This is a genomic window from Alishewanella aestuarii B11, from assembly GCF_000280055.1.
GTDB classification, from domain to species: domain Bacteria; phylum Pseudomonadota; class Gammaproteobacteria; order Enterobacterales; family Alteromonadaceae; genus Alishewanella; species Alishewanella aestuarii.
The window spans coordinates 2501-17955 of sequence record NZ_ALAB01000035.1; the positions used below are offsets into that span (position 1 = coordinate 2501).

At 51.1% G+C, this 15455-nt stretch carries 17 protein-coding genes; 11 read left to right on the plus strand and 6 right to left on the minus strand.

Annotation, left to right across the window (positions count from 1 at the left end; all coding sequences use genetic code 11):
- The first annotated feature begins 237 nt into the window (after nucleotides 1-237).
- Together AEST_RS13135 and trmA are read left to right on the plus strand one after the other, a co-directional pair.
- The gene (locus AEST_RS13135; RefSeq protein ID WP_008609621.1) at nucleotides 238-741 is read left to right on the plus strand and encodes an RNA recognition motif domain-containing protein; all 504 of its coding nucleotides are present in this window, start codon (nucleotides 238-240) and stop codon (nucleotides 739-741) included.
- Between the two features lie 115 nt (nucleotides 742-856).
- On the plus strand, nucleotides 857-1945 hold the full coding sequence (gene trmA, locus AEST_RS13140; RefSeq protein ID WP_008609622.1) for a tRNA (uridine(54)-C5)-methyltransferase TrmA: 1089 nt from the start codon (nucleotides 857-859) through the stop codon (nucleotides 1943-1945).
- Here trmA and fabR read toward each other — a convergent pair.
- Nucleotides 1942-2550, minus strand: coding sequence for an HTH-type transcriptional repressor FabR (gene fabR / locus AEST_RS13145; RefSeq protein WP_008609623.1), 609 nt, complete (start codon nucleotides 2548-2550; stop codon nucleotides 1942-1944). The genes trmA and fabR overlap by 4 nt on opposite strands.
- A gap of 99 nt (nucleotides 2551-2649) precedes the next feature.
- On the opposite strand from fabR, the gene AEST_RS13150 reads away from it, so the two are divergent.
- Entirely contained in the window at nucleotides 2650-3768 is a 1119-nt protein-coding gene (locus tag AEST_RS13150; RefSeq protein ID WP_008609626.1) for a fatty acid desaturase, read from the plus strand.
- 70 nt (nucleotides 3769-3838) lie between these two features.
- Nucleotides 3839-5299 (plus strand): Si-specific NAD(P)(+) transhydrogenase, encoded by a 1461-nt coding sequence (gene sthA / locus AEST_RS13155; protein WP_193759652.1) that lies wholly within the window; start codon nucleotides 3839-3841, stop codon nucleotides 5297-5299.
- Between the two features lie 52 nt (nucleotides 5300-5351).
- On the opposite strand, the gene hemE is transcribed toward sthA, so the two are convergent.
- Together hemE and nudC are read right to left on the minus strand one after the other, a co-directional pair.
- Nucleotides 5352-6431, minus strand: coding sequence for a uroporphyrinogen decarboxylase (gene hemE, locus AEST_RS13160; RefSeq protein ID WP_008609628.1), 1080 nt, complete (start codon nucleotides 6429-6431; stop codon nucleotides 5352-5354).
- A 265-nt stretch (nucleotides 6432-6696) separates the two neighbouring features.
- The gene (gene nudC, locus AEST_RS13165; protein ID WP_008609629.1) at nucleotides 6697-7497 is read right to left on the minus strand and encodes an NAD(+) diphosphatase; all 801 of its coding nucleotides are present in this window, start codon (nucleotides 7495-7497) and stop codon (nucleotides 6697-6699) included.
- A gap of 155 nt (nucleotides 7498-7652) precedes the next feature.
- Here nudC and AEST_RS13170 point away from each other — a divergent pair, with 155 nt between their 5' ends.
- Nucleotides 7653-8138: an Rsd/AlgQ family anti-sigma factor gene (locus AEST_RS13170; RefSeq protein ID WP_008609630.1), complete on the plus strand. Its 486-nt coding sequence runs from the start codon at nucleotides 7653-7655 to the stop codon at nucleotides 8136-8138.
- A gap of 61 nt (nucleotides 8139-8199) precedes the next feature.
- Here the strand turns inward: AEST_RS13170 and fkpA are convergent, their stop codons facing one another.
- On the minus strand, nucleotides 8200-8931 hold the full coding sequence (gene fkpA / locus AEST_RS13175) for an FKBP-type peptidyl-prolyl cis-trans isomerase (protein WP_008609631.1): 732 nt from the start codon (nucleotides 8929-8931) through the stop codon (nucleotides 8200-8202).
- A gap of 104 nt (nucleotides 8932-9035) precedes the next feature.
- Between fkpA and AEST_RS13180 the strand changes: the two genes are divergently transcribed.
- Nucleotides 9036-10010, plus strand: a complete 975-nt coding sequence (locus AEST_RS13180) for a WD40 repeat domain-containing protein (protein ID WP_008609632.1) — start codon at nucleotides 9036-9038, stop codon at nucleotides 10008-10010.
- Entirely contained in the window at nucleotides 10003-10230 is a 228-nt protein-coding gene (locus AEST_RS13185) for a SlyX family protein (protein WP_008950776.1), read from the plus strand. Before AEST_RS13180 ends, AEST_RS13185 begins: the two co-directional genes overlap by 8 nt.
- Before the next feature lie 33 nt (nucleotides 10231-10263).
- On the opposite strand, the gene AEST_RS13190 is transcribed toward AEST_RS13185, so the two are convergent.
- Nucleotides 10264-10470, minus strand: a complete 207-nt coding sequence (locus AEST_RS13190; RefSeq protein ID WP_008609634.1) for a YheV family putative zinc ribbon protein — start codon at nucleotides 10468-10470, stop codon at nucleotides 10264-10266.
- A gap of 96 nt (nucleotides 10471-10566) precedes the next feature.
- Between AEST_RS13190 and AEST_RS13195 the strand changes: the two genes are divergently transcribed.
- The 3 genes from AEST_RS13195 (at nucleotide 10567) to AEST_RS17090 (ending at nucleotide 13224) form a co-directional block, all read left to right on the plus strand.
- A complete protein-coding gene (locus AEST_RS13195) occupies nucleotides 10567-12477 on the plus strand; it encodes an ATP-binding cassette domain-containing protein (RefSeq protein WP_008609635.1) in 1911 nt (636 codons plus the stop codon).
- 15 nt (nucleotides 12478-12492) lie between these two features.
- Nucleotides 12493-13005, plus strand: a complete 513-nt coding sequence (locus tag AEST_RS13200; RefSeq protein WP_008609637.1) for a TIGR02444 family protein — start codon at nucleotides 12493-12495, stop codon at nucleotides 13003-13005.
- Between the two features lie 78 nt (nucleotides 13006-13083).
- On the plus strand, nucleotides 13084-13224 hold the full coding sequence (locus tag AEST_RS17090) for a DUF3149 domain-containing protein (protein WP_008609638.1): 141 nt from the start codon (nucleotides 13084-13086) through the stop codon (nucleotides 13222-13224).
- Between the two features lie 33 nt (nucleotides 13225-13257).
- On the opposite strand, the gene fdxA is transcribed toward AEST_RS17090, so the two are convergent.
- Nucleotides 13258-13581 carry a ferredoxin FdxA gene (fdxA, locus tag AEST_RS13205; protein ID WP_008609639.1) on the minus strand — a complete coding sequence of 108 codons (324 nt, stop codon included), beginning with the start codon at nucleotides 13579-13581 and terminating at the stop codon, nucleotides 13258-13260.
- Between the two features lie 137 nt (nucleotides 13582-13718).
- Between fdxA and AEST_RS13210 the strand changes: the two genes are divergently transcribed.
- Complete coding sequence (locus AEST_RS13210) at nucleotides 13719-15344, plus strand: NAD(P)/FAD-dependent oxidoreductase (RefSeq protein ID WP_008609640.1); 1626 nt, start codon at nucleotides 13719-13721, stop codon at nucleotides 15342-15344.
- The last annotated feature ends 111 nt before the right edge of the window (nucleotides 15345-15455 follow it).

Here is a 15455-nt window from a genome sequence, read left to right on the forward strand (position 1 = left end):
CAGCACCCCGTGGCATGGCGCGCATTATAGAGCGCTTTAACAAGGCTGCAAGCGGTATTTTGTTAAAAACATCAGTTTGGGCTTCGTTTGACTATTAAAGCTCCATTTTGATTGTTTTTATGTCGATCTGTTATGCAAGACTCTGTTTTTAGTTGTTGGCTGTGCAGAAAATAGTCGTTAAGATAGAATTGCTTTTATAACAAGAATCTTCTTTCAACTTAGCTGCAGGAATTTATTATGTCACCTATGTTACGCGCCTCACTGCCTTATACTCTCGCGCTGGCTTTTCTGTCTTTCGTGGTTTTTACCTTTTTGATCACTCTGCCGCTGTCTGCCGGCTGGGCTTTTGTGGCCGGTGTGCTCTCTTGCGGCATTCTGGTCCCGATCCTGGTCGATGTTAAAGGTCCGGCCTTACCGCCAGAACAAGCGGATACCGTAAACGTAGCTACCGATGTCAGCTTTCAAGGTGAGACCACTACTTTATATGTAGGGAATTTACCGTATCGGGCTAACGAAGAAACCGTAAAGGCGTTGTTTGCTAAGTACGGTACTGTCGCCAATGTCCGCCTGATGAAGGATCGCCAGACCGGTCGGCGCCGTGGCTTTGGTTTTGTTGAAGTCGCCGCGGCTGACGCTAATAAGATGATTAGCAAGCTAAACGATGCTGAGTTTCAGGAACGTACTCTTAAAGTACGCGAAGCCCGTGAACGTCAGGATGATGACGGCTCTGCGGCAGAGTAAGCCGGCGGCGCTCAGTTGTCGCTGCTGTTGTTAGTTTGCTTTTACTGACGCTTAAATTTGGCTCACTGGCAAAAAGCGCTTAAAATGCGTCTTTTGCCAGTAGTCAGAGAGTCAGATGTCATTAGGTCAGGTATTTCCCGCACAGTACGAAACTCAGCTCGCCGCTAAAGCAGCACATTTGCGCCATTTACTCGCGCAGTTCGCCTTACCCGAAACAGAAATCTTTCGCTCCGCGGTAAGCCATTTCCGGCAACGTGCCGAATTCCGTATCTGGCATAATGGTGATGACATCTATCACTGCATGTTTGACCCCGCCAGCCGGCAACCGGTTCGGGTTGATGAGTTCCCAATAGCAGCTAAGCCCATCGCGGATTTTATGCCTGTGTTATTGAAAGCCATTCAATTTAATCATCAGTTGCGCTATCGGCTTTATCAGGCCGACTATCTGGCAAGCACGACCGGAGAACTTCTGGTCAGCCTGATCTATAAGCGTAAACTCGATGAGCAATGGCTGGAGGCCGCCCGGCAGTTACAACAAGAATTGGCGCCACTCTACAACGTGCGCTTTATCGGCCGGGCCCGTAAACAAAAGCTGGTAGTATCAGATGACTTTGTAACCGAGCGTTTTAACGCGGCAGATCGGAGCATTCAGTACCAACAGCTTGAAGGCAGCTTTACCCAACCGAATGCCGGCGTGAATCAGCAAATGCTGGACTGGGCATCAAACTGTACTGCTGGGCTGGGCGGTGACTTGCTGGAGCTGTATTGTGGTAATGGCAATTTTTCACTGGCATTGGCCAGCCAGTTTGATCAGGTCATTGCAACTGAATTGGCCCGCAGTTCAATTAAATCGGCACAATATAATATCGCCCTAAATCAGATCGGAAATGTGCAGGTATTGCAGATGTCTGCCGAAGATGTGGCGGCGGCGCTACAACACGGCCGCATGCTTAAAGAGCTCGACCTGGCCAAATTAGCGTTAAATACTGTGTTGGTCGATCCGCCGCGGGCCGGCTTGGACCCAGCTACGCTATCGTTGGTTAGCGGCTTTCAGTCTATTCTTTATATCTCCTGTAACCCGGAAACTCTGGCGGCGAATCTGGCTGAACTTGCTAAGACCCACGATATCAGCAGGCTGGCCTTATTTGACCAGTTCCCATACACCCACCATATTGAAACTGGCGTGCTGCTGCGTAAGCGCTAATCGGGCTGCTTACGACCATAGCTGGCGGCACCATGTGCCAGCCAGCGCAGTTGCATGATGGTACGCCGGGTCAGCTGCGGATAGTGTTCCCGCGGTGCATCCAGAGCATCTGCTCCGGTATGAAATACCAGTGTAACCATCGCCTCTGCCTGCAGCTGTGCCAGTTCAGGCGGACATTGAGTTTGTTTGCGTAGATAATGCGCCAGCTCCGCACAGAAATGTTGGATCTCACGGGCAACGGCAGCACGAAATGCCGCCGAAGTACCAGAGCGTTCACGCAGCAACAAGCGAAACACGTTGCTGTTTTCGGCGACAAACTCCATAAAGGTTTCTACCGAGGTACTGATCACACTGCCGTGCTTTTCAATCCGTAATCTTGCCTGGCGCATCAGCTGCCGTAACATTAAGCCGGCTTCATCCACCAGCGTTAAGCCCAATTCATCCATATCGGCAAAATGGCGGTAAAAGGAGGTGGGTGCAATGCCGGCCTCACGGGCGACCTCGCGTAAGCTTAAGCTGGCAAAGCCTTTTTCGGCACTTAGCTGCGAAAAGGCAGCATTAATAATTGCCTGGCGGGTACGTTCTTTCTGTTCTGCTCTGGTCACGATGCGTCCCTTTGTTACTGCTGTTCAGCCGATTTACCTTGACCGGCTGTCAGCAGCTGGGTAAATTGGCGTACAGTTGTAAGCTCAAAGTGTGAATTCATGAAAAAACATCCGATCATCTGGACTAACGTCATCCTGTTCAGTCTGACTTTTTTGGTTGCCGCTATTGCGGTTCCCTATTATGCCCTGACAGTTGGCTTTACCACAGCAGAAATTATTGCCACCATTTTATGTATGGGCTACTGCGGTATTTCGATAACTGCAGGCTACCACCGGCTGTGGGCTCATAAGACCTATGATGCTCATCCCGTTTTACAGTGGATCTTTGCTATAGGCGGCGCCTTCGCCCTGCAAAATAGTGCCATTCATTGGTCATCGGATCACCGTGTGCATCACCGCCATGTCGATAACAACGACAAAGATCCTTACTCTGCCGGCCGTGGTTTCTGGTTTAGTCATATTGGTTGGATGCTGCGTGACTATCAGGGCGATAGCTACTTCGACTACAGCAATGTGCGCGATCTGCAAAAGAACCCTATCCTGGCTTTCCAGCACAAGCATTATTTGGCACTGGTGTTACTGACTAACATTGGTATTCCGCTGCTGTTGGGGCTACTGCTTGGCAGTTTCTGGGGCATGCTGTTAAGTGTTGGTGTGCTACGCCTGGTTTTAAGCCACCACTTTACCTTCTTTATTAATTCCTTGGCGCATATCTGGGGTAAACAAACCTACACCGATGAGAATAGCGCACGGGATAATGGCTTTCTGGCGTTTCTGACCTATGGAGAAGGCTATCATAACTACCATCACATTTTTGAATACGATTACCGCAACGGGATCCGTTGGTGGCAGTTTGACCCGACTAAATGGCTGATTAAATCCTGCTCCTTGGTGAAATTGACCTGGAACTTACGTACTGTGCCAGAAGACAGAATTGCGCAGGCTGTTGCCAAAATGCAGCTCAAGCGCGCCAAAGATAAAGTTCAGCATTTGCCGAATGCAGAACAATTGCTGGCATTGCTGGAACAGGAGTATCAGCTGTTAGTGGCAAAAATTCAGGATTATTACCAACTGAAGAAAGAGCTGTTACAACAGAAACGTACAGCGCTGGTCGATCAGGTGAATGCGTCTGACTTTATGCTGCGTTATCAGGAGTTAAAGCAACATCTGCAACAACAACAGAACCATTGGCAGCGCCTGACCGCCGCTTTTAGTTAAGCAACTTAGCTATTAGTCTTGTTCCGGAAAAAAGAGGCAATCGCCTCTTTTTTTGTGTCCGATACCTGTTATGCTAATTTCTATTAGTAATTTGACAGGATTGGTAAGCGTGTCGGCAAAAGCAGCGAAAAAACAACCCAGTTATGATTATGATGCTATCGTTATTGGTACGGGCCCCGGCGGCGAAGGTGCGGCTATGTATCTGGCGAAAAGTGGTAAAAGCGTTGCGGCCATTGAACGCTACCAAGCGGTTGGCGGTGGCTGTACCCACTGGGGCACTATTCCGTCGAAAGCACTGCGCCACTCGGTCAGCCGTTTAATTGAATTTAATGAAAACCCGCTGTTTCAGGTTGAAGAGCAGATGAAAGGTCTGACCTTTTCACAGATCCTGAAACATGCTGCCGGCGTGATCCGCAAACAAGTACGACTGCGCAGCGGCTTTTATGATCGCAATCTGGTAAAGATTTATCAGGGTGAAGCCCGTTTTATTGATAACCATACCCTGGAAATTACCCATAACGACGGCAGTTGCTACACACTGAGCGCAGAAACCATTGTCATCGCTACCGGCTCACGGCCTTATCGGCCACCGCATGTTGATTTTAACCACCCGCGCATCTATGACAGCGATACCATTTTGTCGCTGGATCATGATCCACGGCATATTATTATCTTTGGTGCCGGGGTTATCGGCTGTGAATATGCATCGATTTTCCGTGGCCTGGGCGTGCGGGTCGATCTGGTCAACACCCGCGACCGGTTATTATCTTTTATGGATACCGAAATCTCTGATGCCCTGAGTTACCACTTCTGGAACTCGGGTATGACCATCCGCCACGGTGAAGAACTGTCTCATGTGGAAGGCCGGGATGATGGCGTAGTTTTACACCTGCAATCCGGTAAACGGATGAAAGCCGACTGCTTCCTGTTTGCCAACGGCCGCACCGGCAATACTGAAATGCTGAATCTGGAGGCGGTGGGTCTGGCCGCTGATAGTCGCGGTCTGTTAAAAGTTAATAGTGAGTATCAGACAGCTGTAGATAATATCTATGCCGTCGGGGATGTGATTGGTTATCCAAGCCTGGCCAGCGCAGCCTACGACCAAGGCCGGCTGGCCGGTGAAGCTATCGTAAAAGGTAATCTGGACGGACATTTGATTGCCGATATTCCGACCGGCATTTACACCATTCCGGAGATGTCTTCAGTCGGCAAAACCGAGCAGGAACTCACTGCCGCCAAAATCCCGTACGAGGTCGGCCGGGCGCAGTTTAAGCATTTAGCCAGAGCGCAAATCGCCAATACCAGTGCCGGTAGCCTGAAGGTGCTGTTTCACCGTGATACGCTGGAAATTCTGGGTATTCATTGCTTTGGTGAGCGGGCCGCAGAGATTATTCACATCGGTCAGGCCATTATGATGCAAAAGAACGGTGGTAATAATCTGAACTACTTTGTGCACACCACCTTTAACTACCCAACCATGGCCGAAGCGTATCGGGTTGCGGCACTAAACGGCCTAAACCGCCTGTTCTGATGTTTGGGGTTCTGGCGCAGTAGACCACTGCGCCAACAGCCGCAGTTAACGCTTATTCCGGGATCTCAGCGTTCATATGGTACATCGGGCTGAGATCCTGCACCGCCTCGATAAAGACCCTGGCATGCTCAGGATCGACTTCAGGCGTAATACCATGTCCCAAATTAAAGATATGACCTGAACCCTGGCCAAAGCCATCAAGGATAGTTTGTACTTCCTGACGGATCCGTTCCGGTGTGCCCAGCAGAATAGACGGGTCCATATTGCCCTGTAACGCCACCTGCTGCCCTACCCGGGCGCGGGCGCTGGCGATATCGGTCGTCCAGTCTAAACCTAAAGCATCACAGCCAGTCGCAGCCATCATTTCCAGCCACTGACCGCCATTTTTGGTAAACAAGGTTACCGGTACTTTGCGACCATCAGCTTCGCGGGTCAGGCCGTTCAGAATTTGCTGCATATAACTGAGCGAATATTCTTTATAATCGCGTGGCGTCAGTACCCCACCCCAGGTATCGAAGATCATCACTGCCTGAGCGCCGGCTGCAATTTGGGCATTCAGATACAGGGTCACGCTTTGCGCCAGCTTATCCAGCAGCATATGTAGCACTTCCGGCTCGCTATACATCATCTTTTTGATGATGCTAAAGGTCTTACTACCACTACCTTCCACCATATAGGTGGCAAGCGTCCAGGGACTGCCGGAAAAACCAATCAACGGAACGCTACCCTGCAATTCACGGCGGATAGTGCGAACCGCATCCATCACATAACGCAGCTCCTGCTCCGGATCCGGAATGGGTAAATGCACCACATCCAGAAAATCGCGGATCGGCTTACTGAATCGTGGGCCCTCGCCGACACCGAAACTGAGCCCCAACCCCATCGCATCAGGAATGGTCAGAATATCGCTAAACAGGATAGCGGCATCCAATGGATAGCGGCGTAATGGCTGCAATGTCACCTCGCAGGCGAGCTCCGGGTTTTTGCATAGCGACATAAAATCACCGGCTTGCGCGCGGGTAGCACGATACTCAGGTAAATAACGCCCGGCCTGGCGCATCATCCAAATTGGGGTTCGATCTACCGGTTGCCGTAGCAAGGCACGCAAATAACGATCATTTTTTAGCTGCATAATTCATCCGCCATCACATCTTTTGTCGCATTCTAACAGCTTGCACCCGTCTGCTCTATGATCTGGCGCTATAAAGCTGCAATCTTTACCTTTACGTAAACTGAAAAAATATTCAGCTTAGGTTCATTTTTTTCAGTTTGCCGCTTGTATCAGCAAAACGCTTCTGTTATAAAAGTACTGCGCTAGTGAAGTTCTAACAACAAAGAAGCTCGGTATACGAGACCTTAAGCTCCAATTTAAAGCCACCTTGAGTGGCTTTTTTATTTTATGCGTTCTGCTGCTGTGTTGCCTGCGCCAGCGCAATTAACTGCCCGGATAAGGTCTGTAGCCCCGGTGTCTCTGGCAAGTCATGCAGCGGACACCAGTAAGCTTCGGCGATTTCCTCAGGCTGGCACTGGATCTCACCACCGGCATAGTCAGCGACAAAACCTGTCATCAATGAATGCGGAAAAGGCCAGGGCTGACTGCCAACATAACGCAAATTGGTAATATCGATCCCCACTTCCTCTTTTACTTCGCGCACCGCTGCCTGCTCCAGAGTCTCTGCCGATTCAACGAAACCCGCCAGGACCGAGAAAAATCCCGCTTTGTGCCGGGTGGAGCGCGCCAGCAAAATTTTATCGGCTTTTACTACCGCGACCAGAACACAGGGTGCAATACGAGGGTAACAGCGATGCCCACACTTGTGGCAAAGAGTCGCCAGCTCCCAGTTAACCAAACGCATCGCGCTGCCACACTGACCGCAAAAGCGGTGTGTTTGCAAAAATAACGCAACCTGGGTCGCCCGGGCAGCCAATTGAAACAGCGCCTCGCCCTGCTCTAATAAAGCACGGGCGGAATGCCAATCCGCCTCATTCGCCGGTCGGTCGTCGTACACCACCAGATAACATGGCTGCTGCTGGTATTCACCCAGTTTACAGATCATCGCATCCGCCAGCTGCAGCGGCAGGGCAGCAAGTTCAGTAAAGGGTACTGTGCCATCTGCGGTCAGAAACAACCGGCCCTGACTCACAATAAACCAGTATGCCAACTGCCCGGATGATACTTTTACACTATGTTCAATCATTACAGCCTCTGTTTTAATGCGGAGGTTTTAGCAAGAATGGCAGCATCATACTCCGGGCCGCTGGGCTGACCAATAAAAAAACGGTTGATCTTTTCGCTGAAATTCTTTTAATTAGCAGTATTGCAGCAACACAGGCTGCATCTAAGGAGAGGCAAATGTACACCCGCGTACAGCAAGCGCAACAAAAATACGGCGGTAGCCTGAAGGCGATTGATAGTTGGCTGCAGGAGCGACGCGAGTTGATTGTCAGTTATTGCCGGCTGGCCGGTTTGCCTCCTTTCGAAAAAGACCGTTATACCATGCCTTCGCAAGACAAAATTAAAGAATTTTGCCAGTTACTGATGGATTATCTGTCTGCCGGTCACTTTGAAGTCTATGAGCAAATCGTCGCCCAATGTGCGGTGAACGGCACCAACAGCCGCAAGCTGGCAGACTCCTTGTATCCCAAAATTGCGGTCTCAACCGATCTGGCGCTGGAATTTAATGATAAATACGCTGAGCATCTGAGCACCCGCAACAGCGGCTCTTTTGATTTAGAATTGTCGGCTTTGGGTCAGGCAATGGAAGAACGTTTTGCGCTGGAAGATAAGCTGATCGAGACCCTGCACGCCAAACATGTCTCTACGACCACCACGGCCTAGGTCTGCTTTAACATAGCAATAAAAAAAGCGGCCAGGCCGCTTTTTTTATTTAAACCGCTACTTATTGTGGTTTGACAATATCCAGCAGCTCAACTTCAAATACCAGCACGCTGTTTGGTGGAATGGTACCCATATCGCGCTCACCGTACGCCAGTTCAGACGGAATAGTGAAACGGAACTTTGAGCCCACGCTCATCAGCTGTACACCTTCAGTCCAACCAGGAATAACGCGGTTTAACGGGAACTCAATAGGCTCGCCCCGATCAACCGAGCTATCGAACTTGGTGCCATCGGTTAAAGTGCCGGTATAGTGCACTTTAACGGTATCAGTAGCAGCAGGTTTAGCACCTTCTGCGGCCTGCAGCACTTCATACTGCAGACCTGATTCCGTGACGGTGACGCCGTCTTTCTTGGCATTTTCGTCAAGATAAGCCTGACCTGCAGCCTTGGCTGACGCCGCCGCGGCTTCAGCCAGCTTCATTTGTTCATTACGGTAGGTTTCGTCCAGTGCAGTTAACAGCTGCTGAATTTCTTCTTCAGTAACATCAGACTTACCGGCCATACCATCCTGTACACCCTTTAAAATCAGCTGGGCATTCAGATCAACAGAGATTTTGCTGTACTCGTCGATAGTGCTTTGCAGATAACGGCCAGCTGAAACGCCAAGGCTATAAGCTTGTTTAGCTTGTTCAGTGTCCATTTTTGGTGCTGGTTCAGCTTTTTGTTCTTTCTGACAAGCCGTTAACGCCAACAGCGCAACAGCGACCAGAGTTAATTTGGTTTTAAAGCGCATTCTTTTCTCCATAGCGCAACCTCTCGGCTGCTATAGTATGTTGTAATAAAGGTTAGCTCGCTTCGCTATACTAACGCTTTGTGTGGATGAGGTTAACACCCGCAATGAAATATCCTGTAATTTTGCTTGCCACCCTGTTGCTCGCCGGCTGTAGTAAGGTCGACACCCAGCCGTTGGCGCAGTACCCGCATGTGGCTCAGGGCAGTTATGCCGCCGCGCTTTCAGCCGATGGCCGCTTTGCTGCAGTGTCCTCTATCCAGGACGGTATCGCCTTTTGGGATCTGCAACAAAATGCGCTGAAGTATCACTGGCGCCATCAGGATAGTAGCGACAATCTGGTGTTTCACCTGGCGATCAGTGATAACGCCAGCCATGTCCTTAGCGCCGATCATCAGACCTTTGCCCTGTGGCGCACCGCAGATGGCCAGAACGTCGGCTATTGGCAAACCGATAACAGCAGTATCCGCGATATTGCCCTGTCTAATAACGGCGCCCATATTCTGGTTGGGCGCAGCGATAACGTGGTACAACATATTACGCTTAGCAGCGGCCGGCGCCTGGACTTTCTGGGGCACAGCGAGCGTATTAACAGCGTCGCCTTATCCCCGAATGGCCGCTATGCCCTAACCGGTGGCAATGATTATCAGGCCTACCTCTGGGACACTCAGACCGCACAAATCCTATATAGTTTCCCGCATCCAAGCCGGGTAACCAAAGTCGCCTTTGACCCACAGGGCCGTTATGCGTTTACCGCTGATAGTCAGCAATTAGCGCAAATCTGGGATATTCAAACCGGACAACGGGTAAGCTCCTTGCAAATGCTGGCCAGACAGCAGGTATTCAGTGCGGTGCGTTTCAGTCAGGATGGGCGCTTTTTACTCACCGGCGCCCCAACCCGCAACCTGGTACTCTGGGATGTACAGAGTGGCCGGGAGCTGCAGCGCTGGCGGGTTTCACCCAGAGTTGGCAGTCGCCCACCCAGTGCAGTGGTACATGCCGTCGCTTTTCTGGATGAAAACCGTATAATTAGCGAAAGCTCCAGTGGCCTGGCCGAAGTATGGGAAATCCGTTATGACTGAGCAACCCTCAGCAATAGAACTACATTTGATTGAGCTGGAAAGTAAAATTGCTTTTCAGGAAGATACAATGCACAGCCTGCATGAGGAACTGCTGGCTCATCAACGCAAGATTGAGCAACTGCAACGGCAAATTTTGCTGATGGCGCAAAAGTTACAACAATTACCGGAAGACAGCGGTATTTTGCGACCGGAAGAAGAACCGCCACCGCCGCACTATTAAATCCAAGTAGAGTAAGCCAGCAACAATGCTGGCTTATTCTGGCTTAAAGACCCCAATCACCAATTCATTCTCGCGGGTCGATTGCACCACTTGCTGCTCTGGCTGCGCCATCTGATGCCCACAGGCCACACATTCCACCTTCTCAACATTGTTTTCAATAAACAAACTCATGGTATCGGTGGCTTTACACTGTGGGCAGGTCGCGCCAGCGATAAAACGCTTTTTCTTACGGGTGGTCATACAGGCTCCAACGGGCACGAAAAGCCGGACGAAATTTTAGTTTCAGCCGGATATAGCGTAAAATCGCCCACTTAGTTCACTGGTACAAGGTAAAACATGATCCAGCTTCAGCAGGTAGAATTAAGACGCGGTATCCAGGCGCTGTTTACAGGGGCCGATCTTACCGTATTTCCGGGGCAAAAGGTGGGAATTGTCGGCGCCAACGGTTGTGGTAAATCCAGCTTATTTGCGCTGCTGCAAGGTAAATTACATGCCGATGCCGGTAATGTCAGCATTCCTGCTGCCTGGGTTGTCGCTACGGTTGCCCAGGAAACGCCGGCCCTGGACTGTTCCGCCCTGGATTATGTGTTACAAGGCGAACCTGAACTTTACCCATTGCTGCTAAAAGCCCGCAGTCAATGCAGCGACAGCGATCTGGCAGCGGTACATCAGCAAATTGAAGCGCTGGATGGCTACCGTGCCGAAGCCAAGGCCGGTACCCTGCTGGCGGGTTTGGGATTTAGTGGCGAGATGCAGCAACAGAGCGTAAAGTCGTTTTCCGGTGGCTGGCGGATGCGGATGAACCTGGCACGGGCGCTGATGCAAAAAGCCGAGCTGTTACTGCTCGATGAGCCAACCAACCACCTGGATCTGGATGCGGTACTCTGGCTGGAAAAGTACCTCAGTAACTATCCGGGTACCTTACTGCTGATTAGCCATGATCGGGATTTTCTTGATGCGGTGACCGACAATACTGTCCATATCGAACGCCAGTGTCTGACGCTGTATAAAGGTAATTACAGCCAGTTCGAGCGCCAGCGCGCAGAACAACTGGCACAACATCAGGCAAACTTTGAGAAGCAACAGCGCCAGGTGGCGCACTTGCAACAATTTATCGACCGCTTTAAAGCCCAGGCCACCAAAGCCCGGCAGGCACAGAGCCGGATCAAGGCGTTGGAGCGGATGACCATACTGGCACCGGCGCACGTTGATTCGCCGTTTAACTTCAGTTTCCGCGAGCCACGGGCCTTACCCAACCCACTGTTAAAGCTGGAACAGGTCCAGGCCGGCTACAGCGGCAAGCCCATTCTAAGCAATATTAACTTTCAGTTGCTGCCAGGTAGTCGTATCGGCTTACTCGGGCGTAACGGCGCCGGTAAATCCACACTAATCAAATTACTCAGTGGTGAGCTACCGCCACTGGCTGGTGAACTCTGGTATGCCAGTGGCGTTAGTCTTGGTTATTTTGCCCAGCACCAACTGGAAACCCTCAGACCGCAAGATTCGCCACTGCAGCATCTGGTACGACTGGACCCGCAGGTTCCTGAGCAGAAGCTACGTGATTTTCTTGGTGGTTTTGGTTTTCACGGCGACAAAGCGCTGGAACCCTGTGCGCCTTTCTCCGGCGGCGAAAAGGCTCGGCTGGTGCTGGCGTTATTGGTGTATCAGCGCCCGAATTTGCTGTTGCTGGACGAACCGACTAACCATTTGGATCTGGAAATGCGCGAAGCCATCGTAATGGCGCTGCAGGACTTTGCCGGTGCCATAGTAGTGGTCTCGCACGACCGCCACTTGCTAACTAGCACCACTGACGAATTTTATTTAGTGGCTAATGGCAAAGTCGCACCCTTCGACGGTGACTTGCAGGACTATTACCAGTGGCTGCAACAAGATGCCCGGCAAAGCCAGCAGAGTGCGGCACCGGAAACCGTCAGTAGCAATAGTGCTGCAGTGCGCAAAGATCAAAAACGCTTGGAGGCGGAGCTGCGCAATCTGCTGCGACCACTAAAGCAGAAAATTGACAAGCTGGAGCTGCGGCAGCAACAACTGGAAACTCAGCTGGCCAGCCTGGAGCAACAACTGGCGGAACCGGCCATCTACGAAGCCGCTAACAAAGCCCAGCTAACTAAACTGCTGACAGAACAAACCCAGGCCAGCAGCGAACTGGCGCAAATAGAAGAAAGCTGGTTTGAGTCGCAAGAGGCGCTGGAACAACAAAGTCAACATTTCTGGCAGCAAAATCAATAAGGACAGCAGAGATCTATGCAGCAGATGACAGCGCAGCAAATGACAGTGCAGCAGCTTAATGCCGACGCCTTCTGGCAAATCAGCCTGGGGTTTTACCCACAGGTGCAGCCGCTTTGCCTGCAGTTACAGGACAATTGGCAGGCCAATGTTAATCTGCTGCTGCTACTCAGCTATACCGAGCAACTGGGCTGGCAGCTGGATGCTGCTAGTCTGACGCAGGGCTTACAGCAACTGGCACCGTTAAATCAGCACATTACTCAGGTATTACGCCAGTGCCGGCGTGAGCTGCCTAAACTGCCGCTGGATAGTAGCCAGCAAACGGAACTAAAACATGGACTTTTACAAACCGAGTTGGTGGCAGAGCGGCTGGAGCAGCAACTGCTGTGTCACTACTTGCGCTTTACCCCGGCCAGTAACCCGGACAACCTGAGTCTATACTGCCAGCAGTTAGCCGTAACAAACGAAGCGTTGCAACGAGCATTATTTGATCTGCGTCAAGCTGCCGCCCGCTTTGCCGCGGCCAGCTGAGTAACTTTGATCCAGGTCATATCAGCGCCTGCTGCCCTTGCCTACACTTCCCTCAAGCAACTTCAGGAGGGAAATCCTATGAACCTATGGCATGAGTTTTTAAACGACCCGGTAATTTTTATTTCTTTTACCGGCCTGGCCATTGTAATTGGCCTGTGCATTTTCTACGCCGTGTACTTTATGTACAAAGTCAGTAATGCTGAGGAACAAACCAAGTAATAGCCAGACTGTTTAACAGGTCGGGCAGACACCCTAATACTCCAGATGCTGGAGTTTATCGGCCACACCATTCCAGGCATCCGCATCGGCGGGTGCCGCTTTGACTTCACGGATGTTCGGCCACAGCTTAACCAGCTCGGCATTTAACGCGACAAAGCCTTCCTGACCTGGCGGCAGTTTATCTTCCTGAAAAATCGCCGTGGCCGGACATTCCGGCTCGCATAAACCACAATCAATACAAATCAGCGGATCAATAGCCAGAAAATTTGGCCCTTCAAAGAACGCATCAACCGGGCATACCGCCACACAATCGGTATATTTGCATTTGATACAGTTCTCACCTACCACAAAGGCCATGGCAACTTCCTCCGCTATTTTGCGCGATCATACTGAAGCAAACGTGAAACACAACAGGAAAGCGGACAGCCGGCGTCAGATCGCGTAAAATACTGTCTTTACCGGCAAACCGGCCCGCAATCTGAGACTCGAGTGTTATGTTACGTTTAACCGAAATTAAATTACCGCTGCAGCATCAGGATGAACAGGCTGAATTGCGCGCAGCCATTCTGGCCAAACTGGGCATCAGCGACAGTGATTTAAACCATTTCAGCGTGTTTAAACGTGGCATTGACGCCCGTAAAAAATCTGATATTCAACTGATTTATACCCTGGATCTGGACGTCGCCGGCGAAGCGGCACTGATAAAACGTTTTCAGAAAGATCCGCATGTGTCGGTTGCGCCGGATACCCGTTATCAATATGTCGCGCCAATTCCTGCCGCCGCAGCTGAACGACCAGTAGTGGTCGGCTTTGGTCCCTGTGGTTTGTTTGCCGCCCTGATCCTGGCCGAAATGGGTTTAAAACCCATAGTGTTAGAGCGCGGTAAAGCCGTGCGCGAAAGAACCAAAGATACCTTTGGTTTTTGGCGTGGCCAGGCTTTGAATACTGAATCCAACGTGCAGTATGGCGAAGGCGGCGCCGGTACCTTTTCCGATGGTAAGCTGTATAGCCAGGTCAAGGATCCGAAACACTATGGCCGCAAGGTGCTGACCGAGTTCGTTGCCGCCGGGGCACCTGACGAAATACTCTATGTCAGTAAGCCGCATATCGGTACTTTTAAACTGGTGTCGATGATTGAAAAGATGCGCGCCAAAATCACCGAACTGGGTGGCGAAATTCGCTTTAGTACCCGGGTCGATCAGCTGCATATCAATAACCAGCAACTGGAAGGGGTGACGCTGCATAACGGCGACTACCTGCCCTGCCGGCATCTGGTGCTGGCCGTTGGCCACAGTGCCCGCGATACTTTTCAGATGCTGTACGATGCCGGCGTCTATATTGAAGCCAAACCCTTTTCGGTTGGCTTTCGGATTGAGCATGAACAATCCCTGATTGATGAATGCCGCTGGGGGCCAAATGCCGGCCACCCTATTCTCGGTGCCGCCGATTATAAGCTGGTGCATCATTGTCAGAATGGCCGTACTGTCTACAGCTTCTGTATGTGCCCGGGTGGGACCGTAGTTGCTGCCGCGTCCGAAGAGGGCGGCGTAGTGACCAATGGAATGAGTCAGTATTCCCGTCATGAACGTAATGCCAATAGCGCAATAGTGGTTGGCATTGATCCGGAACGTGACTATCCGGGCCACCCGCTGGCCGGTATCGATTTACAACGTAAACTGGAACGTGCAGCCTTTGAGTTAGGCGGGGCCGACTACCATGCACCGGCACAGCTGATTGGCGATTTTCTTGCGGGTAAATCCTCTGCCGAGTTAGGTGAGGTTAAACCCTCTTACACGCCGGGGATCCGGCTTACCGATCTGTCTGCGGTATTGCCCGACTTTGCTATCGCCGCCATCCGCGAAGCCATCCCGGCTTTTGATAAGCAGATTAAAGGCTTTGCCAAAGCTGATGGCTTACTGACCGGCGTTGAAACCCGCACCTCATCACCAATTTGTATTAAACGCGGCAAAGACTTCCAGAGCCTGAACGTGCGCGGCCTCTACCCCGCCGGTGAGGGCGCCGGTTATGCTGGCGGTATTTTATCTGCCGGTATCGATGGTATTAAGGTAGCCGAAGCGCTGGCATTGGATCTATTGCAGCAAAGCACCGCATCAGCCTGATTCGGATTTAAGTAAGAATGAGGGCAGTAAATATTTTTTATTTGCCCTCTTGTTAATTGCTGCAAAACTAGCCATTATCAATTTAGTGGTAGTAAAAAGGTCGTAGTATTG

Bases quoted from the DNA above. Each gene is read 5' to 3' on its own strand.
- AEST_RS17090 (WP_008609638.1), top strand. From the start codon at position 13,084: ATGAACCTATGGCATGAGTTTTTAAACGACCCGGTAATTTTTATTTCT.
- hemE (WP_008609628.1), bottom strand. From the start codon at position 6,431: ATGCAGCTAAAAAATGATCGTTATTTGCGTGCCTTGCTACGGCAACCG.
- AEST_RS13180 (WP_008609632.1), top strand. From the start codon at position 9,036: ATGAAATATCCTGTAATTTTGCTTGCCACCCTGTTGCTCGCCGGCTGT.
- nudC (WP_008609629.1), bottom strand. From the start codon at position 7,497: ATGATTGAACATAGTGTAAAAGTATCATCCGGGCAGTTGGCATACTGG.
- trmA (WP_008609622.1), top strand. From the start codon at position 857: ATGTCATTAGGTCAGGTATTTCCCGCACAGTACGAAACTCAGCTCGCC.
- fkpA (WP_008609631.1), bottom strand. From the start codon at position 8,931: ATGCGCTTTAAAACCAAATTAACTCTGGTCGCTGTTGCGCTGTTGGCG.
- AEST_RS13195 (WP_008609635.1), top strand. From the start codon at position 10,567: ATGATCCAGCTTCAGCAGGTAGAATTAAGACGCGGTATCCAGGCGCTG.
- AEST_RS13170 (WP_008609630.1), top strand. From the start codon at position 7,653: ATGTACACCCGCGTACAGCAAGCGCAACAAAAATACGGCGGTAGCCTG.
- AEST_RS13200 (WP_008609637.1), top strand. From the start codon at position 12,493: ATGCAGCAGATGACAGCGCAGCAAATGACAGTGCAGCAGCTTAATGCC.
- AEST_RS13190 (WP_008609634.1), bottom strand. From the start codon at position 10,470: ATGACCACCCGTAAGAAAAAGCGTTTTATCGCTGGCGCGACCTGCCCA.
- AEST_RS13185 (WP_008950776.1), top strand. From the start codon at position 10,003: ATGACTGAGCAACCCTCAGCAATAGAACTACATTTGATTGAGCTGGAA.
- AEST_RS13135 (WP_008609621.1), top strand. From the start codon at position 238: ATGTCACCTATGTTACGCGCCTCACTGCCTTATACTCTCGCGCTGGCT.
- AEST_RS13150 (WP_008609626.1), top strand. From the start codon at position 2,650: ATGAAAAAACATCCGATCATCTGGACTAACGTCATCCTGTTCAGTCTG.
- AEST_RS13210 (WP_008609640.1), top strand. From the start codon at position 13,719: ATGTTACGTTTAACCGAAATTAAATTACCGCTGCAGCATCAGGATGAA.
- sthA (WP_193759652.1), top strand. From the start codon at position 3,839: ATGCTAATTTCTATTAGTAATTTGACAGGATTGGTAAGCGTGTCGGCA.
- fdxA (WP_008609639.1), bottom strand. From the start codon at position 13,581: ATGGCCTTTGTGGTAGGTGAGAACTGTATCAAATGCAAATATACCGAT.